Here is a 23,297-nt window from a genome sequence, read left to right on the forward strand (position 1 = left end):
GAAAAATATAATAAACAAAGGCTGTCTCAAAACACAAAGTGTCAGACCTCATAACGATGCCGCTTCATAACCATAGCCGGCATAAGGGCAGATGCTTATCGGACAGCCTCTTTTATTCTTTCTCATGTAATTTGTTCTTTTCCTTTTCCCCGCGATATTTCCGCCAGCCAACATAGCTTAATGTTAAAATGATGATGCTTCCTGTTGAAATGATGACCCACCATAATGACGGATCGGCTTCATCTTTTTTCACACCGTCAAATAGTGCCTGCAAGTCTTGTTCCATCTGAAGAAGCTGTTTTAATTGGCTGTCAGGGCTGAGCCGGGAAAATGCCGGTGCTTCTAACAGCTCTATATTTGCAGCAACACGTTTAAACCGTTCCGGTGCAACATCAATTTTCACGCTCGGTTCAATCATCTCATATTGATTTAAAAACAGCTGAAACGATGATTGAAACGCTTGCATATTTCTGTTTTCAACTGCTTTTTTCATTCGATAAAATGCCGCCATAATCGAGTGTTCCATTTCCGACCAAAGCGGTTGATGATCAGAACGAATCGCATCAATAACAAGACGAAAGCGGGTCACATCTTCCACCCGTTCTTCTGCTGGTAAAGTTGCAGCTGTTACGGTTTTTAATGCGCTTTCATGAGTAATTGTAACCACATAAAGTTCATCCATCGACTTTAATCGTTCACGGGCATTGAGCTTAAAAAACTCCTCAGAAAAATGAGTTAACACTTGTTTTGCTTCTTCAAATCTTTTGTTTTTTGCCAGTCGCAGCGCCTCATCGGAAATTTGATCTAGCTTTTTCCAATCATCTGTTGTTTGCGAAGATACAACATATGGAAATAACATCATAAAAATCATAATGAATATGAAGGTTTTTCTCTTCATTCTTGTCCCTCCTCCGCTACCTACTAACAATGTATGAAGAGGTGGACAAGAGTAGACCTCTATTTTACGCGCTTTAAACGAAAGCAAAGAAAATAGGTGATACTAATCGAAACAATGCTCAGCCAAAAGGTAAAATAACCAATTTGCGGTATATACTCATCGAGCATGCTGTATCGCGGCAGCATGCGGAAAACATAGTCAATGACATCGTTATGCAATGTCCAAACGGCCGCAAATGCTAAGTGCCGCAGTTTGATTCGATAAAACGGCGCATACAATATTCCTTCAAGCGCCATTGCCGCGTGTGATAAAATGAGCATCCAGGCAACCCAATCGAGCGTTCCTGTCACTTTCCAAACAAGCAAATTCATCACAACCGCCCAAATGCCGTATTTAAACAGAGTCACCATTGCCAGCGCTTCGAAAAGCGGCCAATTTCTCCCCAATAAAAACGCAATGAGCACAAAAACAAAAAATAAACTTGCCGTCGGGCTGTCCGGTACAAATAACAGAAACCTCAGCGGAGTTTCTGATAGTTGACTTCCGTACCATATGTATCCGTAAATCGTTCCCAATATGTTCATCATCAGCAAAAGCCATAAAACAGAACGGTGCATGAGCAGCGAAAAGATAAATCTCATATTTCACCAACTTTCCCAATAGTATGCAGGAAGTAAACAAAAAAGCTGACTATAAGCTAGCCAGCTTTTTGTAGCATTATTCCGCTTTCAAACCTGCAATAAACTCTGCAAGCTTCTTTAACTCTTCATCTGTACCTTTAAAAATACCTCCTGGCATGCTGCCTTGTCCGTCTTTGGCGATCTTCGCTACTTCCTCAGCGCTTAAGCCTGTACCGACAAGCGATGGCGCTGCAGGACCGCCTTGAAGATTTTCACCATGACATGTCGTACATGTATTCGCTTGGGCGATTTTGTAGCCGTCCGCATTTTTATCGATTTCCACTTCCGCGCGAATCTTGCCTTGTTCAGCTGCTGCTTCCCAGTCGTGAGTCACGACAGATTCCCAAGTTAAGAAGACGATTGCAGCTAACGTTAAAAGCATCATTCCAACCGCAACAGGACGCTTCGTTGGACGGCGCTCCGGTCCGCGATCTAAGAATGGCGCCAACAATAACGCACCAAACGCAAGACCTGGCATGATAATCGCACCAACGACTGTGTAAGGACCTGATGCATATGAGTATTTTAACAATTGATACAAGAATAAGAAATACCAGTCCGGAAGCGGAATATACGACGTATCCGTTGGGTCAGCGATACGCTCTAATGGTGATGGATGGGCAACAGTCAAGCATAAGAAGCCGATTAAAAATACGGCACCTACCATCCACTCTTTTAATAAGAAGTTCGGCCAAAACGCTTCCGTCTTCCCAGGATATTCCGAATAATCCTTTGGAATATTCGGCTTTCGCTCAGCAGGAACACGGGAGTCGCCGACAAATTTCATCCCTTTTCCGCGATGCATTTCATGTCCCCCTCCTTTTTCTCATAGGCTAACGCACACCGTACAGCGTAATTTTTACAGTGGACCGGAAATACCTTGTTTACGAATCATTAAGAAGTGAGCTGCCATTAATCCAAGCAACGCAGCCGGCAAGAAAAATACGTGAATCGCAAAGAAACGCGTTAATGTTTGCGCACCAACGATTTCCGGATGACCAGCTAATAATGTTTTAATCGTTGGACCAATCACCGGTGTCGCTTCAGCAATTTGCAAACCTACCTTTGTCGCAAATAGCGCTTTCATATCCCATGGCAATAGATAGCCAGTGAAACCAAGCCCCATCATTACCATGAAAATTAACACGCCGACAATCCAGTTTAGCTCACGCGGTTTTTTGTATGCGCCCTGGAAGAAGACACGCAATGTATGTAAAAACATCATTACAATAACAAGGCTTGCTCCCCAATGGTGCATACCGCGTACAATTTGTCCGAATGCCACTTCGTTTTGTAAGTAATAAACGGACTCCCATGCGTTTTTAATATCCGGAACATAGTACATCGTTAAAAACATACCGGATAAAATTTGGATGACCGTAACGAAGAACGTTAATCCGCCAAAACAGTAAACGAATGCCGAAAAATGATGTGCAGGGTTAACATGTTCCGGAACTTCATGGTCAGCGATATCCCGCCACAAAGGCGTAATATCTAGACGCTCGTCAACCCAATCATAAATCTTATTTAACACGTATTACGCCTCCCCTCGTGGTTTCGCTTTACCTAAGTATAACGTACCGTCTTTCACTTTTAGCTCATAACGGTCTAATGGATATATAGGCGGCGTTCCTGGAACGTTTGTGCCATCTTTTTCATATAAACCATAGTGGCAAGGACAGAAGAAACGGTTTGGATTCCCTTTATCACCGTTCCAGTTGACTGTACATCCTAAGTGTTTGCACACCGGAGAAAGTGCAACAATTTCTCCTTTGTCATCTTTGTACACCCACGCGGATTTTGGCTCTTCAGATTCATACCACGCATCTTTTACCTTTACTTTAAAGTCGAAGCGTTGCGGCTCTGTCGTAATATCTTTCACTTGGGCAACAGCAACCATCTCAGTTCCCGCTTCTTCCTTTAAGATTGGATCCAATGCGAAACGAACCATCGGCATCAACATCCCCGCAGCCATAAATCCGCCAACGCCAGTTAAGGTGTAGTTTAAAAACTGCCGTCTCGAAACCCGATGCTTATTCTCGCTCATTGTTTTCCCCCCTCTATATAAAGTTAAGTCCATCCGGACAATAGCATAACACATATAAAACTAGGACATTCTAATGATATCTCAAGAAATCGACAAGGTCAATATTCTCGTTGCTGTAACCGCTATCACGTTATGACAATTTTTTGCTTATGACCACTTCGAAATTAATAAATTCATCAGTTGCGAAGTTTGATCCATCACGATTTGCTGCTTATATTTTTCGTCCATATGCTCAAGCGGAATCGACGGCAGCCAAAGAAGCGTGCCCGGCAAACTAGCTTCTCCTGCTTTCCACTCCGTATCGGACGTCACATAAAAAATATGCTTCATTCCGTTCGCTGTTAACTGGCTTGTCCAATCGGCAATCCGCTTGATTTTTTCTTCCATGCTTTCTGATGTGAAATATGTAAACGGCGGCAATAAAAACACTCTTCCTTTAAATTGTCTTTCAAGCTCGCCTACGATGATTTGCACAAACTCTCCCATCGAAGCAATGGACTTTACGTTTTTTTCCAATGTCAGCGGAATAAGCGGAATCACAGCTGTATCTATATATTCTTTTTCTTGCAAATAGACTTCAACATCTTTCGCCGTCCATTTCATGTCTGTTCTCTCCTCTGATTTAGTGAATTTCATCTTAACCATTTTAACACAAAAAAGAAGAGGTTGACCCAAAAGTGTCTGACCTCACGCGTAATTCACCATATATCGTGTTTTCATTATGTCCTGCATATGATGGTTGTTGGGGCTGACACTTTGCTTTACGGTCATCCCCATAAGCGCTTCAATTGATCCGTCAAACGCTTAAATTCCTGCTCATCACCGCGGTCAAGCGCTTCATCAATTAATTTCATCAGTTTTTCTTTTTGAAAATTTTGTATCGATTTCTCTAAAAATTGCTCCGCCAAAATTTGATCTTTTTCATTGACTTGTAAATGTTTCGGGATATACGGATTTTCCTCCAGCACAGCTACATATTGCGGAGAATGGAAGGAAGCTCGAAAGTTCAGCTGAATGTAAATATCCTCATCCCGATTTAAGCGGATATCATGGAATGACTTTTCCGCATCTGTCGTCATGACGTTTTCCTTATAAAAACGAAACGGTACATCATCAACACAATGTGTTGACATAATCATTCCGCGCGGACAGTATTGCGCTTTTTCCACAAAATGCACTTTTTGCATCAGCTGATCATGGCTCATTAAATAGTTTAAGATCCAAACACATTCACGCCTTTTCAGCTGATAATTGCTCAAAAACCAACGGATAAACTCTTTTTTTTCATTTACGGATACATGGGTCGTCAATTCCGCTTCCCTCCTCTATATTTTCAATAAGAAAGAGGTATATGCTTTGACTATTCGATTTCTGCTTTTCCAATGCCTGCAACCGCTTTTCTCATTCTTCTTCCAGTTGGAGAACCATTTCTGCCGCTTCCGTATGGGTCGGATCGATTTGCAAAATTTGTTCAAACAATTGCTTCGCTGTTTTGCGATTTCCTTCCTCGATGAGAAAATACGCATATTCCTCAAGAAAATCGACTTCGTTCTTAAAGAAAGTATATGCTTCTTGGTAATGTTTTAATGCATCGGAATACATTTCTAGCTGATGTTTTGCCCGCGCTAAATCCCATTCAAACTGCGGGTCATACTCACCCTGCTTCATCGCTTCTTCGATGCAAGCGACGACATCTTCGTAGCGTTCCTGATGCAAGAGTAGCTTCGTCAATGTCAAGAGCGCCTCCAAGTATCCCGAATCAACATGAACCGCTGCGCGTAAATGTTCTTCTGCTTCATCCGGCTTTCCAAGTTTCAGAGCAATTTTGCCGGCATACAACAACAATTCTTTATTCCATTCATCTACTTTCAAGCCTTCTTTTGCTGTGTCATAGCTTTTTTGCAAATCACCCTCATGCTCATATGCTTTTGCCAAATATAAATACAATGGCACATATTCTGCATCTAACTCTTTAAGATCTTTCAGCTTTTCAATCGCCGTTTGGTAATAGCCGGCTTGAAACGCGGTAAATCCGTAGCCAAACAGCGTATGAATTTCCAGCTTTTCTTTCAACGCTTCTTCATAATACGGAAGCGCTTCTTCAAACCGGCCGGATAAACTTAATGCTTCCGCGAGACGCTGCGAAATAGAGGTGCCGGCAAGCGCCGTTTCTTTTTCTAATACCTTTTTATAAAATTCAACGCTCTTTTGGTATTCTCCTTTTGTTAAATAAAATTCTCCGAGAGCAAATTGAATAATTGGCTCATCCGGCAGTTGTTCGTAGGCAAGAAGCAGTTTACGCTCGCTTACCTCATCCAGTCCCTGCATTTGATAAAGGTCAGCGGCAAGCAGGCAGGCACGGGGATAGATCGGATCGTTTTCATCAATTTCTGCTAAAATATCAATCGCTTTGTCTTCTTCGTCAAGCTCCGTATAAATCTCTGCTAAAAACAATAAAATATCTCCTTCATCAGGATAGCGGCAAGACAGCTCTTCAAGAATATCGCGCGCTTCAGGAAGGAGCCCCCATGAAAAAAGATGTTCCGCTAACATATATTTTTCTTCATCGCTGCATTCCGCTTTTACTTTTGGTATTAATTTAAGAGCTTTCTCAATTTCTCCGTTTTCGACAAGACGAACGAGTTTCTCAATCGGCATCATTCTCGCTAACCCTTTCTTTCATCAAAATGTGCGGCAAACATTCCCGGGGCACGAACAACGCATTCTTTGCCAAAACCGGGATAAAAATAGATTTGCTCTCCTGCTTTTAACAATCTCCCTTTATGAACCGTAATCGTTGGAACATGATTATCATAATCGACAATCGGCTTTTCGGCAACTAAATGGCTTGTTGGCATGTGTTCATACAAGTTATAATCTACTTCGCCGCCGATGCGGATATCTCCTTTTTGCGGGTAAATGCCGATTTTTTTTAACACCTCTAATGAAAGCGGCGTACGTTCTTTTAGCGAAAATGGAATAAACGGAATTTTATGTTCCTTTAAAACTTGCCTCCATTGTTTTTGCTGCAACGATAAAGCTCGCTGGCTTTTCCAATGCGGAGAAAAGGCAAGAAAATAGGGAGATAGCGCCTCGTAAATCCAATACCAAGGCACGTTTGCCAAATTTTCCTCCCCATCCAATTCAATAAAGATGACCGGAATTTTGCAGCGTTTGCACTCCCGTACAAATGACGGCGTTAAGGTGCGAAGCGGAATTTTTACACCAATAAAATAATCAATCGGGCTGTTGAGCAGCTGCTGCCGCAATTGCTGCAGCGCTTTTGGCAACTGCTTTTCATAACGGACATCACAGACAGCCAGCAATGTTGTACAGCCTCGGGAAATAAAATGCTGCTGCACATATTGTTTAAATTGTTCAAACGTTCTTTGCTTCTGAAACGAAAAGTCAAGCATCACGTATCCCGCTGTTAACACAAATTCGTCCACAGGCATGCGAATGAAATGATAGCGGGAGATTTTCCTGCTCATATAGTCAATGCGGTTGTCGTCAATCACTAACGAACAACATTCCACCTTATTATTTTTTAATACATTTGCCTGCTCGATAATATACGGCACGTTTACATCCCCCCATCATATTTGTCCTTAAGACAAGCTATGATGAAAAAGGGAAAACTATGAATTTGTGAAAATATAAAATACCTCATCATTTAAAGATGAGGTATGTTTATTGCCGGCGAACCATGAAAAATTACACCGTCTTATTTTATAGCTCTTTTTTTAAAAATTTGTTGCGCAGCTTTTCGACTGTCATAGGCAAGCTATATACGCTTGTTATGTCACGCTATAGCGTGAAAAGCAGCAATGTTTACGAAAATAGTCTATTTTATTAACAGCTGCAAATGCTCAAAAAAGCTTGGATAAGAAACGGCAATCGCTTCGGATCGGTTAAGTGTGAGCTCGCCTTCCGTTATGCATGCGGCAACGGCCAACATCATGCCGATTCGATGGTCGCCGTAGCTGTCAACAACCATATGATTTGCCTTTAGTTTCGTTTTTCCGCGAATCCTCATTCCGTCTTCAGTCGCTTCAATATCAGCACCTAATTGGCTTAACTCGGAAACGACCGTAGCAATGCGGTCCGTTTCCTTCACTCTCAGTTCGCTGGCATCTTTAATAACCGTTGTCCCTTCCGCCTGCGTCGCGAGCAAGGCAATGATTGGAATTTCGTCAATTAAGCGCGGAATGAGCTCGCCGCCGATTTCGATCCCCTTAAGTTCAGATGTACGAACGGTAATATCCCCCATCGGTTCGCTTTCTTCGTTTCGAACATTTTCGATGGCAATGTCCGCTCCCATCTGCTTAAGCACATCGATAATCCCTGTCCGCGTTGGATTTAACCCTACATTTTTTAATGTAATTTCACTATTTGGCACAATCGCACCAGCAACTAAGAAAAATGCGGCAGATGAAATATCGCCGGGTACGTCAATGTCGGCACCTGTCAACTGCTGTTTCCCTGTTACAGATACAGTCAGCCCATCCACAACGACTTCTCCGCCGAACGCCTTTAACATTCTTTCTGTATGATCGCGTGATTTATGCGGCTCGATGACCGTCGTCGTACCGTCTGCCATAAGTCCGGCCAGCAAGATCGCTGATTTTACCTGGGCACTTGCTACCGGAGATGTATAACGAATCGCTTGTAAATTTCCGCCGCGGATCGACAGCGGTGTGTAATTGCCGTGCTCCCGTCCGTCAATTTTCGCGCCCATTTCTCTTAACGGGTTCGTCACTCTTGCCATCGGCCGCTTCGCAATCGATTCATCGCCAATTAAGCAGGCATGAAACGAGCATCCCGCTAAAATGCCAAGTAAAAGTCTCGTTGTCGTGCCGGAATTGCCGACGTTTAAAATTTCCGTTGGTTCCTGTAAACCGCTGATCCCTTTTCCTTCAACAACGACTTCACTGCCGTTTTGTGTAATCGAAACTCCTAATTTGCGAAAACAGTCAATCGTACTTAAGCAGTCTTCTCCGGCTAAAAAATTAGAAATGGTCGTCGTGCCATTGGCAATCGCCCCGAACATGACAGCGCGATGGGAAATCGATTTATCACCGGGAACCTCAATTGTCCCCCGCAGCGATGAAACATTTGTCCGCAATGGTTTCATAGCTTTCTCTCTCCTTATTAGACATTAGACTTCATATGTTTTATACGTTGTATATGTTTCAATACATTGTTTCGCCTTGGCACGGTCTTCTTCCGTTTGAAAACTTAAACGAAGAACCCCATAAATTTCCTCTCTCGTTTCAATAATGCGGATATTTGTAATGCTAATACGCTCTTTTGCCAAATAGCCTGTAATTTCCGAAATAACTCCCGGATAATCAGGAACATCAACATACAAATCGTAAAAGGAAGGAATCGCGCCTTTCGCGCGGATTGGCAGACCATCGCGAAATTGCTTTGCTTCAGCAAAATAATTATAAATTTGTTCACTATCTCCTTTTTCAACAAAAGAACGAACAATGCTCATTTCCTGCAGCCAAACATCAAAAAGCTGCAGCAATTCTTCCCGATTATGTAATAAAATATCGCGCCACATTCCCGGATTGCTTGAAGCGATTCGCGTAATGTCGCGGAATCCCCCGGCAGCAAGCCGGCTGACAAGCTCATTTTCCCGTTCGTACCGCTGTGCCTGATGAACGAGGCTAGCAGCAATAATATGCGGAAAATGGCTGATCACTCCGGTAATTCGATCATGTTCTTTCGGCGAAAGCACAACAAACCGCGCTTTCGTTCCTTTCAGCCACTCTTTTAATTTGTCCACTTGGACTTCTTGAACATCTTCTGTCGGCGTTAAAATATAAAAGGCGTTTTCAAATAAATGAACTTTTGCCGCCACAACACCGCTTTTATGCGAACCTGCCATCGGGTGCCCGCCAATAAAGGCAATCCCCCGTTTTAACAGCTTGCCCGCATGTTCAACAATTCGTTGCTTCGTACTGCCGACATCGGTAATAATGACATTTTCTTTAAAATGAAAACCGCTTATTTCCACTAAAATTTTTTCTGTCTGCATCACCGGGGTTGCTAAAACAATCAAATCCGCTTCGGTGATTGCTTCTTCAAAAGAAGAGGCGATTTCATCAATAATTTTTAAAGAGCGCGCTAATTCTGCCTCCTCTTCCTTCACATCATAACCGATTACCCGTGCTTCCGGGTGCTCTTTTTTTATGGCTAAAGCAATGGAACCGCCAATCAGCCCAAGACCGATAATCACTACGTTGCCTTTCAAACTATTCACCTTCTTCTTTAAAGCACTGATCGAGGATGACCCATAATATCTGACCTTACGCACATTCCACCATATATAGCTTATTGTTCTGTCCTATATATAGTGTTGCGCGGAGTCTGACACTTTTCGTTTTGATCAGCCTCGACCGCTTGTGCACTTACACAAGCTGTTTTTCCTTCAACATCGCTGTTAATGCTGCCAATATTTCCTTGTTCTGTACTTCTGTACCGATCGTAATTCTTACCGAAGTTGGAAAACCAAGAGCGTTCCCTGAGCGGACGATAATACCTCTTTCTAACAAATATTGGAACACTTCATTTCCTTCAATGCCAAAGTCGATTAAAATAAAGTTTCCTTCAGAATAGTAGTATTTAAGCTGATGTTCATCGCAAAAACGATAAAATTGTTCCAACCCCCGTTTGTTTTTCTCCACGCAATCTTTAATGAACTCCTGATCATCCAACGCCGCTAAGGCTGCCGCTTGGGCGAGCACTGACGTGTTAAACGGTTCGCGCGCCGGTTCCATTTGTCGAATTAACGTTTCGCCGGCAATGCCGTAGCCGACACGGAGGGCTGCCAAGCCGTACGCCTTCGAAAACGTACGCAAAATCATTAAATTGTCATATTCGTTTAAAAGCGGAACCGTTTGTGGATAATCTTCCGCCTGCACATATTCGTAATAAGCTTCATCGACAACGACAAGAACATGTTTCGGAACTTTTTCTAAAAACGATAAAAGCTCATGTTCCCGCACATATGTACCTGTCGGATTGTTCGGGTTGCAAATCCAAACGACGCGCGTATTCTCATCGATCGCTTGAAGCATGCTTTCTAAATCGTGATTGCCATGGACAAGCGGAATTTCGCGAACTTCCGCATTTTCAATCACTGCATTATGCCGATATTGCGGGAAGGTCGGCGTAGCCATCACCGTATTCGTTCCCGCTTCCAAAAAGGCGCGGCAAATGATTTGCACAACCTCATCGGAACCATTGCCGAAAATAATCTGCGTTTCATTGACTCCCAAATGTTTAGCCAATTTTTCGCGCAGAGCCCGGGAATAGCCGTCAGGATATATCGCTAAATCATTTAATGATTGCAAAATCGCCTCTTTTGCTTTTGGCGAAGAACCATATGGGTTTTCGTTCGATGCCAGTTTGATAACTTTTTCGAAACCGTATTCTTTCTTTACTTCTTCGATTGGTTTTCCCGGTTTGTATGGAGTTAATTGCAAAAGTTGACTTTTCACTTTCACGTTGTTCACCTCATCTCATTCACGTTTTAAAGGCTCAACTAACGATTGAGCATACTGTTGAAATTGTATTAAGGCATCTTTTCTTGTCTTCTCCTGCAGCAAACAATCGGCTAACTGTTCAATCTTTTGCACAAGAGCGCTGCCGATGACAATACCGTCACAATGTTCTTTCAATGCTTGAACCTGTTCGCTCCTTGAAATGCCAAAGCCGACAACAACTGGGACACTGCTATGGGTTTTCACTTCTTCCAAAAACTCGTAAAGCTCATTAGGCAGTTTGTCACGTATTCCTGTAACCCCCAATGAAGAGACACAGTACAAAAACCCCTGCGCCTGGGAGGCAATTTTTTCAATTCTTTTTTTCGAAGTCGGTGCAACTAATGAAATAAACGAAAGACCCGATTGTGCGCTCAGCTGACGTATATGCCCGCTTTCTTCGAATGGCAAATCCGGAATAAGAACACCATCTACATTGTTTTTTTGCGCTAAAGCGAAAAAGTATTCTTCTCCTAATTGTAACACAGGATTATAATACGTAAAGATAATAATTGGAATTTGCACTCCTCTTTTTCGCATGAGCGGGACGAGTTCGATCGCTTTTTTCAGCGTCATGTCATGCTTTAAAGCGCGCTGGGCGGCTCTTTGAATAATCGGTCCATCCGCCAGCGGATCAGAATACGGAACACCAAGTTCAAGAATAGAAGCACCGGCGTTTTGCAGCGCTAACGCTAACTCTACCGTCACGCTCGGATGCGGATCGCCGGCGACAATAAACGGAATAAACATTGTTTTATTAGCAGTTGGTAACTTCAACACGTTCCCCTCCTTGCAAGTAGTTCATCACTGTCTGGACATCTTTATCACCGCGTCCTGAAAGGCAGACAAGCACCGCCGCTTCTTTTGGCTGTTCCTTAGCGATTTGAAACGCTTTTGCCAACGCATGAGCCGATTCAATCGCCGGGATGATTCCTTCTGCTTGTGCCGTTAACTGCAAAGCCGCCAATGCCTCATCATCAGTAATGCTCTCATACTGCACTCGCCCCGTGCTTGCCAAATAAGCATGTTCAGGACCAACACCAGGATAATCAAGCCCGGCGGAAATCGAGTAAGGTTCGACAATTTGTCCATGCTCATCCTGTAAAAGGTAAGTTAAAGAACCGTGAATCACTCCTTTTGTTCCTTTGGTGATCGTGGCCGCGTGATAAGAAGTATCAATTCCTTTTCCAGCTGCTTCAACACCGACAAGGACAACATCGTCTTCTAAAAATGGATAAAACATGCCAATCGCGTTGCTGCCGCCGCCGACGCAGGCAACGACTACGTCAGGGAGTTTTCCTTCCCGCTCGAGAAATTGCCGCTTTGCTTCCTCGCCAATAATTTTTTGAAACTCCCTCACCATCAACGGATATGGATGCGGACCAACAACGGAACCAATCATATAATAATGGTCGTCACAATGCTGTACCCAGTAGCGAATCGCTTCGTTTGTCGCATCCTTTAATGTTTTATTGCCGCTTGCAACGGAAACAACTTCTGCACCAAGCAATTTCATGCGGAACACATTCAGCTCCTGCCTTTTTACATCTTCTTCTCCCATAAAAACGATGCATTCCATACCGAATCTTGCCGCTACAGTCGCTGCTGCCACCCCGTGCTGTCCCGCTCCTGTTTCGGCAATAATTTTTTTCTTGCCCATTCGTTTTGCCAACAGTGCCTGCCCAATCGCATTGTTGATTTTATGTGCACCCGTATGATTTAAGTCCTCGCGTTTAAAATAAATTTTTGCTCCGTTGAATGTTTCTGTTAAATTTTTCGCAAACGTTAACGCGGTCGGTCTTCCTGAATATTCACGCAAAACTTGCAAATATTCGTTCATAAAACGTTCATCTGCCAACGCTTTTGTTAATTCTCTTTCAATTTCTTCAAGCGGAAGCATCAATGTTTCCGGAACGAACTTGCCGCCAAAATCTCCAAATCGACCTCTCTCATCAGGAACAGCTCTCATATTTTCCCACCTTCTCCTCGATCCATTGTATTTTTCGTTTATTTTTCTTTTCGCGCTCTTCAATGCCGCTGCTTATATCAATGCCATGCGGCCGGTAACGCAATAATTCCTCAATATTGTCCGGATGGACGCCGCCGGCAATAAAACAACGGACTCCCTGTCTTTCTGCTTCGAAAAGATAAGACGGAACAAACTCCCAATTAAATGAGATTCCAGTACCACCCCATTCTCCTTTCACTTTGCTGTCGATAATATATCCGTCTGCTATGCCGGCAAAATGCTTCATTTGCTCCAGTGCCTCTTCGCTATGATGAATCGCTTTCCAGACGGGCAAACGGGCCGCTTTTTTTATTTGGATGATTTGCTCCGGTGTCTCTGTACCGTGACATTGAATAATCGAGAGCGGTACTTCTTTCGCAACATGCATAATTTCGGCAACGGAAGCATTGACAAAAACCCCGACGAGTTTTTTCCCGTTTAACGGCACCGTTTTCAGCCATTCTTTCACTTCGCCCGGCTGCACTTGACGCTTGCTTTGTGCAAAAATAAGCCCAAGATAATGCGCGCGGCTGCCGGCGCTTGTTTGCAAATCTTCAAGTGAACGATGGCCGCAATATTTAAGAAGTACCGACAATGCCGTTCACCTCGCCGAATAGTTCACGAACCGCCAACATGACATTTTCTTTTTTCATAAGCGACTCCCCGACTAAAACGGCATCCGCCCCGTATTCCCTTACTGTTTGTATATCTTTATAACTGCTAATACCGCTTTCACTGACAAACAAACTTTCTTTTGGAAGCAGCTGGGCCATTTCTTTTGTTGTATGGAGCGATGTTTCAAACGTTTTTAAATTTCTGTTGTTAACGCCGATGATTTTAGGAGTAAACACGGATAAAATTTGTTCTAATGTATCTCGTTCATGAACTTCAACGAGACACTCTAGTCCTTTTTCATAGGCTTCTTCATAAAGTTCGTAAAGCTTTTTCGCCTCCAGTGCCTCGCCGATTAAAAGGATGGCATCTGCCCCGATTCGCACGCTTTCTTCGATTTGCTTTCGCTCGATAATAAAATCTTTGCGTAAAATCGGAACTTGAACCGCTTGCTTAATCTGTATTAAGTAATCGCGATGTCCTTGGAAATACCGCTGGTCGGTGAGAACGGAAATCGCCGCAGCTCCCGCTTGTTCATATGCCTTAGCAATGGTCACAGGCTCAAAATTTGGGCGAATCACTCCTTTAGATGGAGAGGCTTTTTTCACTTCAGCAATGAGAGCCGGTTTCCGCTTAGAATGTGTTAACGCACTGATAAACGATATCCTTTTGACATCGTTTTGCGGCGGCAAGATAAGCGTCTCGATTTCTTTTCTTTTTGTTTCTAAAATTTGTTCAAGCATGTTTTCTCCCTCTCTTTTATTTGTAAACGTTGAAAATGGAATAACGCTTTTCCGCTAGCAATCGCTTCTTTTGCCATTTCGGTTCCCGAGCGTATCGAGTTGACTTTCCCTGCTACATACAGCGCGATTCCCGCATTGATGCTGACGATGTTGATGGCACTCTCGTTCGCCCTTCCGTGTAAAACTTCCTTTAATAATTGGGCGCTTTCCTTAACGGTTTGCACTTGAATATCGCGCAGCTCCCCTCTAGGCAGCCCGACGTCTTCTGGAGTTAGCACAAAACGGTAAATGTTGCCGTCTTTTAATTCAACGATATCGGTAGGAGCAGCAATACTGCATTCATCTAAGCCATCCCGGCCGGTAACGAGAACGACATGTTCAGAACCAAGCTTTTTTAGCGTATGGGCCATTTTTTCCGCATAGCTAGTTGAATAAACACCGATAACTTGCCGTTTGCACTTAGCAGGATTCGCCATCGGTCCAAGCAAGTTAAAAACGGTGCGGAAACCAATTTCTTTTCGCGGTACGGCAGCATGTTTCATCGCCGAATGATACAGCGGGGCAAATAAAAAAGCGAGTCCTTTTTCCTGAAGAGCCTTTTTCGCTTCCTCCGGAGTCGTCTGAATATCCATTTGCAGCTCTTCCAAAACGTCCGCGCTGCCGCTTTTCGATGATACGGCTCTGTTCCCGTGTTTGGCTACTTTGACTCCAAGCGATGAAGCAACGATGGCTGCGGCTGTAGAAATATTAAAGGTAGAAGCCTGGTCTCCGCCTGTACCGCACGTATCGATCACATCTTCGTCATATTCGACCGTCACCATGTGGCTTTGCATTCCTTTTACCAGTCCTGTTAATTCATCAACTGTCTCGCCTCGCAAACGCAAGATCGATAAAAAACTGGCAATTTGACTGGCTGTTGCTTTCCCTGACATAATCGCCACCATCGCTTCATATGCTTCGCTTTCCGTTAACGTATTCCCTTCAATGCATTTCGCTAACAATTCTTTAAACATAAGCCTCCCCCTTTTGTTGAAACAATTGCTCCGCTAGAATAATCGCTTTGATGACCGCACTGGCTTTATTATGCGTTTCTTTCCATTCTAATTCCGGCACTGAATCAGCGACAATGCCGGCCCCCGCCTGGATATAAGCATAGCCGTCTTTCACAATGGCCGTGCGAATGGCAATGCATGAATCGATGTTTCCATCAAACCCGATATACGCTATCGCTCCCGCATATAAATTCCGCGCTGTCGGCTCAAGTTCGTTAATGATTTGCATCGCTCTTACCTTTGGTGCACCGCTGACGGTTCCCGCCGGAAAAGCAGCGAGCAACGCCTCAATAGGATGAGTGTCTTCCCGTAATTCTCCTGTCACTTTGGAAATAAGGTGCATAACGTGTGAGAATTTCCCAATCTTCATTAAAACCGGCGTCTTTACTGTGCCGTATTTTGCTACTCTTCCAATATCATTTCGCGCTAAATCAACTAACATATAATGCTCCGCCTTCTCTTTCGGATCGTTCATCAGTTCATCAGCAAAATAGCGATCTTCTTCTTCGGTCGTCCCCCTTCTTCGCGTTCCGGCGATCGGATGAATTTCAATATGACGGTTTTGCACTTGAATTAATTTTTCTGGAGAGCTCCCTACAATTTCAAAACCGTCCATCCGGATATAAAACATATATGGTGACGGATTAACCTGCCGCAGCATGCGATATAATTGAAAGCCATTGATGCGGATAGGAATGGTAAAGCGCTGCGACAACACCGCCTGGAAAATATCACCGCTGGCAATATAGTTTTTCACCTTTTCCACAGCGCGAATAAACTCTTCTTTCGTATACGTCGAGGCGATTTCAGCAAACGTTACCTTTACCTCTTGTTCCTCATAAAAAATCGGTAAAATTTGTTGCGTAAAGCCTTGAGCAACCTTTTTCATCAGCTCGTTTACTTTTTTCACCGCTTCATCGTACTTTTGGATAATGGTTTGTTTTGTGTCATGCGGAGACAATCTCACATAGTGAAAAATAATGAGCTCTCTTTTCATATGGTCAAACGCAATGAGCGACTCACAAAACAGAAAATGCGCTTTTTTAAGCATTAAATCATCATGCGGGTGACGCGGTATTTTTTCGATTGAGGAAATGATATCATAACTTAAAAACCCGACTGCCCCGCCGCTAAACGGAACTTCCGATTCAATCGGTTTGATATTTAATTCCTGTTTGACAAATAAAAACGCTTCTTGCAACGTTGTCGTTTTTAAGAGCGTTTCACCTTGGCTGCCAACGACAGAAAATAACGTACCGTCTATGTTCTCGATTGTCATAAAGGGAGACAGGCCGATAAACGAATAGCGCGACCATGGGGATTGTTCATCTTTGCTTTCTAGCAAAAAGACCGCTTCCTCCTGCAAATTTTCGAACATTTGCAGCGGGTTGAGTACATCGGCAAAAAACCGGCGAATGATTGGAATCGTTTGAAAGCGTGAAGCATCTTCTAAAAACGCGGAAATCGTCATCATTCTCTCCTCCATTTTTCGTGGACGGAGAATGAGGGTTTAGAGGGTTGAAAGGGGAAATCAAATAAGAGGCTGTCTCAAAAACAAAGGAGCAGACCCCGCAACCACAATATACCGCATAGCATGTTCATGTTAGGGAAATGTCTCCTATATTGTGTATTGTGAGCGAGGTCAGCTCCCTGCAGGACAAAGCCTCAAAAATATGCAAAACGTCCTCTGCTCACCTCAACTAAACTCACTCATTCTCGTCTATTCTCAACTCATCTTACTTAACTAATGATTCATTTAAGTTTAATAATATTATAGTTTCTCTTTTCCTGTCAATGACAAATCTGGCCGAAGCTGTACCGACTCGCGCAAATAAATGTGGCGTATTTCCTCCTGCCGCTTCGTTGTGTTCACTGTCATCATGACGCGAATACAACGCGGCAATGAATGAGGAACAGGAATTTCCCTCATGCACATAACAGGTACGTATGTCCAGCCTTCAATATTGCGCAGCGCTTTGGCCGGGAACGCTGCCGTTAAATCATCCGTCGCCGAAATCAGTACAAAAGCAACATCGCTTGCTTTTACATCATTTGCTTTAATCATTTCCCGCAATAGTTCTTCCGTTGCTTGTGTAATCTCTAATTCCTCGTTACGCTCAACCGTTGTTGCCCCCCTTATTCCCCTGAGCATCTTTATCCCCCCTTCTTATTTCATTGATTGTAATTGCGAAAATTGTTGAATGAAGGCAAGTAATTGTTGATTTTCAAATGGTTTTATTTGTACATGACCAATATCCTTTAGCAGTACCATATGAACATTCCCTGCCTTGGCTTTTTTGTCGCTCTTCATTTTTTCAAGAAGACGCGCTGCTTCCAAATGGTTCGGAATTGAAATCGGAAAGCCGTAGCGTTCAAACCACGAAACAAATTCGCGATAACCCAATGTATCATATTCCTTCTCACTCAACCAAATCGCGAATAGCATACCTAATGCGACAGCGTCTCCGTGCGTAATCGAACCGTATCCGAGCTCGCTTTCAAGCGCGTGGCCGAGCGTATGGCCGAAATTTAAATGGGCGCGAATGCCTGTTTCCTTCTCATCTTCACGAACAATGTCCGCTTTAATTTGAATCCCTTTTTTAATGCAATATTGCAATTTTTCTCCTTGCAAGTCATTGAGGTTGCGTATATGCTCCTTCAGCCAGTGATAAAAGTCCGCATCTTTAATGAGCGCATGTTTGATCACTTCGGCAAAGCCGGAACGCATCTCTTTTTCCGGAAGCGATTTTAGCAAAGAAATGTCATAAATAACGGCTTCAGGTTGATGAAACGCACCAATCATATTTTTGCCGAGCGGATGATTAATCGCCACCTTGCCGCCGACAGCACTGTCATGGGCAAGAAGTGTTGTCGGCACTTGGATGTATCGGATACCGCGCATAAAAGTGGCGGCGACAAACCCCGCCAAGTCTCCGACAACGCCGCCTCCGAATGCGATAATCACAGAATCGCGGTCAAGTCCGTATGTAAGCGCAGCGCTTTGGCATGCGTAATACTGTTCGAATGATTTGGCTTTTTCTCCACTCGGGACAGTATGGGTATAGATTTTATATTCATCGCTTAAAATGGAAACAAGCTTTGATAAATAAAGCTTTTCTACAATTTCATCAGTAACGATCAAAATATTCGATATACTCCTCGGCAAAGCTTTGAGCTGCTGCGGCAAAAGCTGAAGGGCTCCGTCCCCTAAAACTAAGGAATAGCGCTTTGATTTCGTTTCAATTGCAATTTGTTCCATTTTTAAAACTCCCTTGCATAACGGCGCATTTTTTCAACATTTTCCGCAATGAGGTCCATGCGGTCTTGACCGAATTGCTCGACAATCGCTGCCGCTACTTCCCATGCCACGACAGCTTCGGCAACGACGCTTGCAGCAGGAACGGCACAGCTGTCCGAACGTTCAATGCTCGCGGCAAACGGCTCTTTCGTCTCAATATCAACGCTTTGCAACGGCTTATACAGCGTCGGAATCGGCTTCATTACCCCGCGGACAACAATCGGCATTCCCGTTGTCATGCCGCCTTCAAATCCGCCGGAACGGTTCGTGCGTCTTTTAAATCCTTCTTCTTTGCTCCAAGTAATCTCATCATGTACTTGGCTGCCAGGAAGTCTTGCCGCTTCAAAACCGATGCCGAATTCGACACCTTTAAATGCATTAATACTCACCATCGCTGCGGCAATTTTCGCATCTAATTTTCGATCGTAATGCACATAGCTGCCGACGCCGACAGGAACACCTTCGATAATCACTTCAACAATTCCGCCGAGCGAATCGCCGTTTTTCTTCGCTTCATCGATGGCTTCCATCATTTTCGTTTCTGCCTCTTTGTCAAAGCAGCGAACCGGGGATTGCTCCGTTACTTGCTGCAGTTCTTCAAGTGAAGAAAATGTTAAGTTTTTCGCCTTCACTCCCCCGATTTCAAGAACATGACCAGCCACCTTAATTCCGAGCTGCGCTAAAATTTGTTTTGCAACGGCTCCAGCGGCAACGCGCACCGTCGTCTCCCGCGCCGAGGAGCGTTCCAACACATTACGCATATCGCGATGTCCGTATTTAATCGCCCCGTTTAAATCGGCATGCCCCGGACGCGGACGGCTCACTCTCCGCTTCACTTCTTCCTCTGCACCTTCTTCTTCAAGCGGTTCAATTCCCATAATGTTCGTCCAATGTTTCCAGTCGCGGTTTTCAACGACAAGCGTAATCGGCGAACCTAACGTTTTTCCATGGCGCACACCGCTTAAAATTTTGACCTTATCTTTTTCAATTTGCATTCTTCGGCCTCGTCCATATCCTTTCTGCCTGCGGGCAAGTTCGGTATTGATATGCTCAGCGACAAGCGGCAACCCGGCAGGCACCCCTTCCAAAATGGCCGTTAGCTGCGGACCATGTGACTCTCCTGCTGTCAAATATCTCATCTCATTCTCTCCCTTCAACTCTTTAAAGCGATTATGTAACAATATAACATAAAATTGCTGTTTTGGAACCCCTATGATAAAAAAAGAATTCATCTTTTCGATGAACTCTTTTGCCATTACTGAATTTTCCGGTAAAAGAACGTATCTTCTGTTTCAAATCCGTATAAGCGCGGATTAAAAATTTGTTCGGTACTGCCTACAAAAAAGATGCCGCCCGGTTTTAAGGCTTTATTAAATTTATGATAAAGGACATGTTTCGCTTCTTCAGTAAAATAAATTAACACATTTCGGCACACAATTAAATCATAATTTACATCAAATGGATCTGAAAGCAAGTTATGCTTTTTAAATATAACCGCCCTTTTTATAGCTTCGCTAATTTTATAGTGCAGCCCCTCTTTTGTGAAAAATTTCTTCTTAATCTCTTCCGGAACTTCCTGCAAAGAGCGTTCTGAATAAACGCCGATTTTTGCACGGGAAATAGCGTTTTCATCGATATCTGTCGCCAAAATAGAAACTTGGGAAAGCGGCATCAACTTCGATAAAATGATCGCCAACGTATACGGCTCTTCTCCGGTGGAACACGCTGCGCTCCATACTTTCAACCGCTTATTCTGCTCCAAAAGCTTCGGCAATATCTTTTTCTCAAGCACTTCCCAGCGTTTGGCGTTACGATAAAATTCTGAAACATTAATCGTCATGCGATCAAGAAATTCATGGAATAATTTTTCGTCGGCTTCCATCGCTGTAAAAAATTCATGAAAGTTTTTAAATCCTCTCTTTTCATATAATGAAGTAAGGCGCCGTTTCATTTGCGCCTCTTTATACTGCGCCAAATCAATGCCCGTTTTCTTTTTAACGTTCGCAATAAACTGTTGATAATCGTTCATACAGCGTGCTTCTCCTCTTCACCCTAGTCTATATCTTTAACTATTAGTATAGCGTAAAATCGAATGGAAAAAATAGATAATTTTATAAAAATATAAAGGCGACTGACCCGTAACTTGAGCCAATCGCCTCACCTTATGATTAATAAATCCATTCATTTATTAATTTGGAATAATTAACAAGCTCTTCTTCTTTGAAGAATAAATTGATTTCACGTTCTGCGCTGGCCGGCGAATCAGAGCCATGAATAACGTTTTTGCCAACCGTTAAACCAAAATCGCCGCGAATCGTTCCAGGCGCTGCTTCTTGCGGATTTGTTTTCCCCATCATTTGCCGGGCTGTCGCGATGACATTTTCGCCTTCCCAAACCATTGCAAATACCGGTCCGGATGTGATGAAATCAACTAGTTCACCGAAGAATGGACGCTCTTTATGCTCTGCATAGTGCTGCTCTGCTAATTCTTTAGACACTTGCATTAATTTAGCGCCGACAAGTTGAAACCCTTTTTTCTCAAAGCGAGCTACGATCTCACCGATTAAATTGCGTTGAACCCCGTCAGGTTTGACCATTAAAAATGTTCTTTCCATAACGTATTCTCCACCCTTACTTTGTTATGTATCAGGAATACAGGATTCCCATAGAAATAGTATCATTGTTTAGACAAGTTAGCAACATGTTCCAATGAAAACGGTTTAAAATTTTCGTTTTCCAATATATTTCGCGATATTATAAAACGTGTTGCGCGCCTTATTTTTCGGCAGCTGCTCTAAAACAGCAAACGCTTTTTGCAAATAGCGATCGCTGACAGCGTATGACTTTTCAATCGCCCCGGTTTGTTTAATAAGAGAAATGATTTCTTTCATCTCATCCGGTGGTGTTTCAGGAGTAATTTGCGTAATCTTTGCTTTTACTTTTTCATCTTCCATCGCAAAAAAGACAGGCAAAGTAATATTTCCTTGCAGCAAATCGCTGCCTGCCGGTTTGCCAAGCTGCTCTTCGGTGCCGATAAAATCAAGGATATCATCGGTAATTTGAAACGACATTCCGACATAATAGCCAAACAAGTAAAGGCGCTCATGAATCTCTTTAGGCGCCTCGGCAGCAAGCGCGCCAAGCTGACAGCTGACCGCAATTAATAATGCCGTTTTCCGCTTAATTCTCCGCAAATAGCAGCGTAAATTTTGATCAAAGCGGTACTTGTCGCTAATTTGCTCAATTTCCCCGCGGCATACTTCGACAAGCGTATGGGCTAAAATCTGGTGAATCAGCGGCTGATTGAACTTTGTCATTAATTCAAGCGAACGGGCAAAAATATAATCGCCTGTATACATAGCAAAGCGATTGCTCCATTTCGCCTTAATCGTTTTCTTCCCGCGCCGCAGCTCGGCGTCATCAATGACATCATCATGCACAAGCGAAGACATGTGAATGAGCTCTAATGCGACAGCGATATGTTTCATTCGTTCAATGTTATAGTTTCCAAACTTTCCAGCTAACAGCACAAACACCGGACGAATCCGCTTGCCGCCTGCCTGCAGCAAATGAAGAGAAGCCTCGCTAAGAAGCGGATAATTGGACTGAATCGCTGTTTCCAGCTCTTTTTCAACGATGTTTAAATCTGTATTCAAAAACGAATACATCGCTTTTAATTTCATATTTGTCACCTTAATCTCGCGGTTTGTATCCTAAATGCATCGCCGCCACACCAAATGTGTATGGCTTTACCTCTACGTTGACGAACCCGGCAGCGCGGAACATTTGCGCAAGCTCGTCCATTCCCGGAAAGTCGCGTGCCGACTCCTGCAGCCATGAATATTCTTCATAGCTTTTGGCGAATATTTTTCCAAACAGCGGCATAATGAAGCGAAAATAAAAATAATATAGCTGCCTAAAGCCAATCAATGTCGGCTGTGATGTTTCCAAACAAACCACTTTTCCTCCCGGCTTCACAACGCGGTGCATTTCTTTTAATACGGTCATATAGTCAGGCACATTTCTTAAACCAAATCCAATCGTAACATAATCAAACATGTTGTCAGGAAACGGCAGCTGCATCGCATTTCCATGAACGAGCGTTACATTTTGCAAAGCGCGCTCCTTTACTTTTTGTTCGCCCACTTTCAACATATTTTGACTGAAATCAAGCCCGTATACTTCACCGGTTGGACCGACCGCTTCTGCCAAAGCAATCGTCCAATCAGCTGTTCCGCAGCAAACATCGAGCGCCTTTGTTCCTTTCTGCACATTCATTCGCTTCATCGTATCTTTTCGCCATGCTAAATGCCGCTTGAAACTAATAACAGAATTCATTTTATCGTAATGGTTATAAATTTTTTCAAACACATGATGAACTCGTTCTTCTTTTGATTGCTGCATAC

Annotated in this window: 25 protein-coding genes; all 25 read right to left on the reverse strand. The window is 43.4% G+C overall.

Annotated features, from left to right (window positions below):
- Positions 1-112 precede the first annotated feature (112 nt).
- Entirely contained in the window at positions 113-898 is a 786-nt protein-coding gene (gene ypjB, locus B0I26_RS03060; protein WP_111644002.1) for a sporulation protein YpjB, read from the reverse strand.
- A 59-nt stretch (positions 899-957) separates the two neighbouring features.
- Positions 958-1,539: a lipoprotein heptaprenylglyceryl N-acetyltransferase LhaT gene (lhaT, locus tag B0I26_RS03065; protein WP_111644003.1), complete on the reverse strand. Its 582-nt coding sequence runs from the start codon at positions 1,537-1,539 to the stop codon at positions 958-960.
- 76 nt (positions 1,540-1,615) lie between these two features.
- Positions 1,616-2,383: a menaquinol-cytochrome c reductase cytochrome b/c subunit gene (locus tag B0I26_RS03070; protein WP_111644004.1), complete on the reverse strand. Its 768-nt coding sequence runs from the start codon at positions 2,381-2,383 to the stop codon at positions 1,616-1,618.
- 54 nt (positions 2,384-2,437) lie between these two features.
- On the reverse strand, positions 2,438-3,112 hold the full coding sequence (gene qcrB, locus B0I26_RS03075) for a menaquinol-cytochrome c reductase cytochrome b subunit (RefSeq protein WP_111644005.1): 675 nt from the start codon (positions 3,110-3,112) through the stop codon (positions 2,438-2,440).
- Between the two features lie 3 nt (positions 3,113-3,115).
- The gene (locus B0I26_RS03080; protein WP_111644006.1) at positions 3,116-3,625 is read right to left on the reverse strand and encodes a QcrA and Rieske domain-containing protein; all 510 of its coding nucleotides are present in this window, start codon (positions 3,623-3,625) and stop codon (positions 3,116-3,118) included.
- A gap of 147 nt (positions 3,626-3,772) precedes the next feature.
- A complete protein-coding gene (locus B0I26_RS03085; RefSeq protein ID WP_111644007.1) occupies positions 3,773-4,228 on the reverse strand; it encodes a YpiF family protein in 456 nt (151 codons plus the stop codon).
- A 164-nt stretch (positions 4,229-4,392) separates the two neighbouring features.
- Entirely contained in the window at positions 4,393-4,935 is a 543-nt protein-coding gene (locus B0I26_RS03090) for a ReoY family proteolytic degradation factor (RefSeq protein ID WP_111644008.1), read from the reverse strand.
- A gap of 91 nt (positions 4,936-5,026) precedes the next feature.
- On the reverse strand, positions 5,027-6,286 hold the full coding sequence (locus B0I26_RS03095) for a tetratricopeptide repeat protein (protein WP_111644009.1): 1,260 nt from the start codon (positions 6,284-6,286) through the stop codon (positions 5,027-5,029).
- 5 nt (positions 6,287-6,291) lie between these two features.
- Positions 6,292-7,206, reverse strand: coding sequence for a hypothetical protein (locus B0I26_RS03100; RefSeq protein ID WP_111644010.1), 915 nt, complete (start codon positions 7,204-7,206; stop codon positions 6,292-6,294).
- 263 nt (positions 7,207-7,469) lie between these two features.
- A complete protein-coding gene (aroA, locus tag B0I26_RS03105; RefSeq protein WP_111644011.1) occupies positions 7,470-8,759 on the reverse strand; it encodes a 3-phosphoshikimate 1-carboxyvinyltransferase in 1,290 nt (429 codons plus the stop codon).
- Positions 8,760-8,783: 24 nt separating this feature from the next.
- A complete protein-coding gene (locus tag B0I26_RS03110) occupies positions 8,784-9,887 on the reverse strand; it encodes a prephenate dehydrogenase (RefSeq protein ID WP_111644012.1) in 1,104 nt (367 codons plus the stop codon).
- A 157-nt stretch (positions 9,888-10,044) separates the two neighbouring features.
- Positions 10,045-11,142, reverse strand: a complete 1,098-nt coding sequence (hisC, locus tag B0I26_RS03115; protein WP_111644013.1) for a histidinol-phosphate transaminase — start codon at positions 11,140-11,142, stop codon at positions 10,045-10,047.
- Positions 11,143-11,157: 15 nt separating this feature from the next.
- A complete protein-coding gene (gene trpA, locus B0I26_RS03120; RefSeq protein ID WP_220084967.1) occupies positions 11,158-11,928 on the reverse strand; it encodes a tryptophan synthase subunit alpha in 771 nt (256 codons plus the stop codon).
- Positions 11,929-11,935: 7 nt separating this feature from the next.
- Positions 11,936-13,147, reverse strand: a complete 1,212-nt coding sequence (gene trpB / locus B0I26_RS03125) for a tryptophan synthase subunit beta (protein ID WP_111644015.1) — start codon at positions 13,145-13,147, stop codon at positions 11,936-11,938.
- The gene (locus B0I26_RS03130) at positions 13,131-13,781 is read right to left on the reverse strand and encodes a phosphoribosylanthranilate isomerase (RefSeq protein WP_111644016.1); all 651 of its coding nucleotides are present in this window, start codon (positions 13,779-13,781) and stop codon (positions 13,131-13,133) included. The genes trpB and B0I26_RS03130 overlap by 17 nt, the downstream gene beginning before the upstream one ends.
- A complete protein-coding gene (trpC, locus tag B0I26_RS03135) occupies positions 13,765-14,541 on the reverse strand; it encodes an indole-3-glycerol phosphate synthase TrpC (protein WP_111644017.1) in 777 nt (258 codons plus the stop codon). The genes B0I26_RS03130 and trpC overlap by 17 nt, the downstream gene beginning before the upstream one ends.
- Positions 14,523-15,554: an anthranilate phosphoribosyltransferase gene (gene trpD, locus B0I26_RS03140; RefSeq protein WP_111644018.1), complete on the reverse strand. Its 1,032-nt coding sequence runs from the start codon at positions 15,552-15,554 to the stop codon at positions 14,523-14,525. The genes trpC and trpD overlap by 19 nt, the downstream gene beginning before the upstream one ends.
- Complete coding sequence (gene trpE / locus B0I26_RS03145; protein ID WP_409991405.1) at positions 15,547-17,067, reverse strand: anthranilate synthase component I; 1,521 nt, start codon at positions 17,065-17,067, stop codon at positions 15,547-15,549. Before trpE ends, trpD begins: the two co-directional genes overlap by 8 nt.
- 297 nt (positions 17,068-17,364) lie before the next feature.
- Positions 17,365-17,745, reverse strand: a complete 381-nt coding sequence (gene aroH, locus B0I26_RS03150) for a chorismate mutase (protein ID WP_111644020.1) — start codon at positions 17,743-17,745, stop codon at positions 17,365-17,367.
- A 15-nt stretch (positions 17,746-17,760) separates the two neighbouring features.
- On the reverse strand, positions 17,761-18,852 hold the full coding sequence (gene aroB / locus B0I26_RS03155; protein WP_111644021.1) for a 3-dehydroquinate synthase: 1,092 nt from the start codon (positions 18,850-18,852) through the stop codon (positions 17,761-17,763).
- A 2-nt stretch (positions 18,853-18,854) separates the two neighbouring features.
- Positions 18,855-20,030 (reverse strand): chorismate synthase, encoded by a 1,176-nt coding sequence (gene aroC, locus B0I26_RS03160; RefSeq protein ID WP_111644317.1) that lies wholly within the window; start codon positions 20,028-20,030, stop codon positions 18,855-18,857.
- Between the two features lie 116 nt (positions 20,031-20,146).
- A complete protein-coding gene (locus B0I26_RS03165) occupies positions 20,147-20,920 on the reverse strand; it encodes a CheR family methyltransferase (RefSeq protein WP_111644022.1) in 774 nt (257 codons plus the stop codon).
- A gap of 139 nt (positions 20,921-21,059) precedes the next feature.
- Positions 21,060-21,506 (reverse strand): nucleoside-diphosphate kinase, encoded by a 447-nt coding sequence (gene ndk, locus B0I26_RS03170; RefSeq protein WP_111644023.1) that lies wholly within the window; start codon positions 21,504-21,506, stop codon positions 21,060-21,062.
- Positions 21,507-21,611: 105 nt separating this feature from the next.
- Positions 21,612-22,574 (reverse strand): heptaprenyl diphosphate synthase component II, encoded by a 963-nt coding sequence (hepT, locus tag B0I26_RS03175; protein WP_111644024.1) that lies wholly within the window; start codon positions 22,572-22,574, stop codon positions 21,612-21,614.
- 10 nt (positions 22,575-22,584) lie between these two features.
- Complete coding sequence (locus B0I26_RS03180) at positions 22,585-23,295, reverse strand: demethylmenaquinone methyltransferase (RefSeq protein ID WP_111644025.1); 711 nt, start codon at positions 23,293-23,295, stop codon at positions 22,585-22,587.
- Positions 23,296-23,297 lie beyond the last annotated feature (2 nt).

The organism is Paranoxybacillus vitaminiphilus, assembly GCF_003259935.1.
GTDB classification, from domain to species: Bacteria; Bacillota; Bacilli; order Bacillales; family Anoxybacillaceae; genus Paranoxybacillus; species Paranoxybacillus vitaminiphilus.

Excerpts from the sequence above, each read along its gene's own strand:
- ypjB (WP_111644002.1), bottom strand. The coding sequence starts at position 898 with ATGAAGAGAAAAACCTTCATATTCATTATGATTTTTATGATGTTATTT.
- lhaT (WP_111644003.1), bottom strand. The coding sequence starts at position 1,539 with ATGAGATTTATCTTTTCGCTGCTCATGCACCGTTCTGTTTTATGGCTT.
- B0I26_RS03070 (WP_111644004.1), bottom strand. The coding sequence starts at position 2,383 with ATGCATCGCGGAAAAGGGATGAAATTTGTCGGCGACTCCCGTGTTCCT.
- B0I26_RS03080 (WP_111644006.1), bottom strand. The coding sequence starts at position 3,625 with ATGAGCGAGAATAAGCATCGGGTTTCGAGACGGCAGTTTTTAAACTAC.
- B0I26_RS03085 (WP_111644007.1), bottom strand. The coding sequence starts at position 4,228 with ATGAAATGGACGGCGAAAGATGTTGAAGTCTATTTGCAAGAAAAAGAA.
- B0I26_RS03095 (WP_111644009.1), bottom strand. The coding sequence starts at position 6,286 with ATGATGCCGATTGAGAAACTCGTTCGTCTTGTCGAAAACGGAGAAATT.
- aroA (WP_111644011.1), bottom strand. The coding sequence starts at position 8,759 with ATGAAACCATTGCGGACAAATGTTTCATCGCTGCGGGGGACAATTGAG.
- trpA (WP_220084967.1), bottom strand. The coding sequence starts at position 11,928 with ATGTTTATTCCGTTTATTGTCGCCGGCGATCCGCATCCGAGCGTGACG.
- trpB (WP_111644015.1), bottom strand. The coding sequence starts at position 13,147 with ATGAGAGCTGTTCCTGATGAGAGAGGTCGATTTGGAGATTTTGGCGGC.
- trpC (WP_111644017.1), bottom strand. The coding sequence starts at position 14,541 with ATGCTTGAACAAATTTTAGAAACAAAAAGAAAAGAAATCGAGACGCTT.
- trpD (WP_111644018.1), bottom strand. The coding sequence starts at position 15,554 with ATGTTTAAAGAATTGTTAGCGAAATGCATTGAAGGGAATACGTTAACG.
- trpE (WP_409991405.1), bottom strand. The coding sequence starts at position 17,067 with ATGATGACGATTTCCGCGTTTTTAGAAGATGCTTCACGCTTTCAAACG.
- aroH (WP_111644020.1), bottom strand. The coding sequence starts at position 17,745 with ATGCTCAGGGGAATAAGGGGGGCAACAACGGTTGAGCGTAACGAGGAA.
- aroB (WP_111644021.1), bottom strand. The coding sequence starts at position 18,852 with ATGGAACAAATTGCAATTGAAACGAAATCAAAGCGCTATTCCTTAGTT.
- aroC (WP_111644317.1), bottom strand. The coding sequence starts at position 20,030 with ATGAGATATTTGACAGCAGGAGAGTCACATGGTCCGCAGCTAACGGCC.
- B0I26_RS03165 (WP_111644022.1), bottom strand. The coding sequence starts at position 20,920 with ATGAACGATTATCAACAGTTTATTGCGAACGTTAAAAAGAAAACGGGC.
- ndk (WP_111644023.1), bottom strand. The coding sequence starts at position 21,506 with ATGGAAAGAACATTTTTAATGGTCAAACCTGACGGGGTTCAACGCAAT.
- hepT (WP_111644024.1), bottom strand. The coding sequence starts at position 22,574 with ATGAAATTAAAAGCGATGTATTCGTTTTTGAATACAGATTTAAACATC.
- B0I26_RS03180 (WP_111644025.1), bottom strand. The coding sequence starts at position 23,295 with ATGCAGCAATCAAAAGAAGAACGAGTTCATCATGTGTTTGAAAAAATT.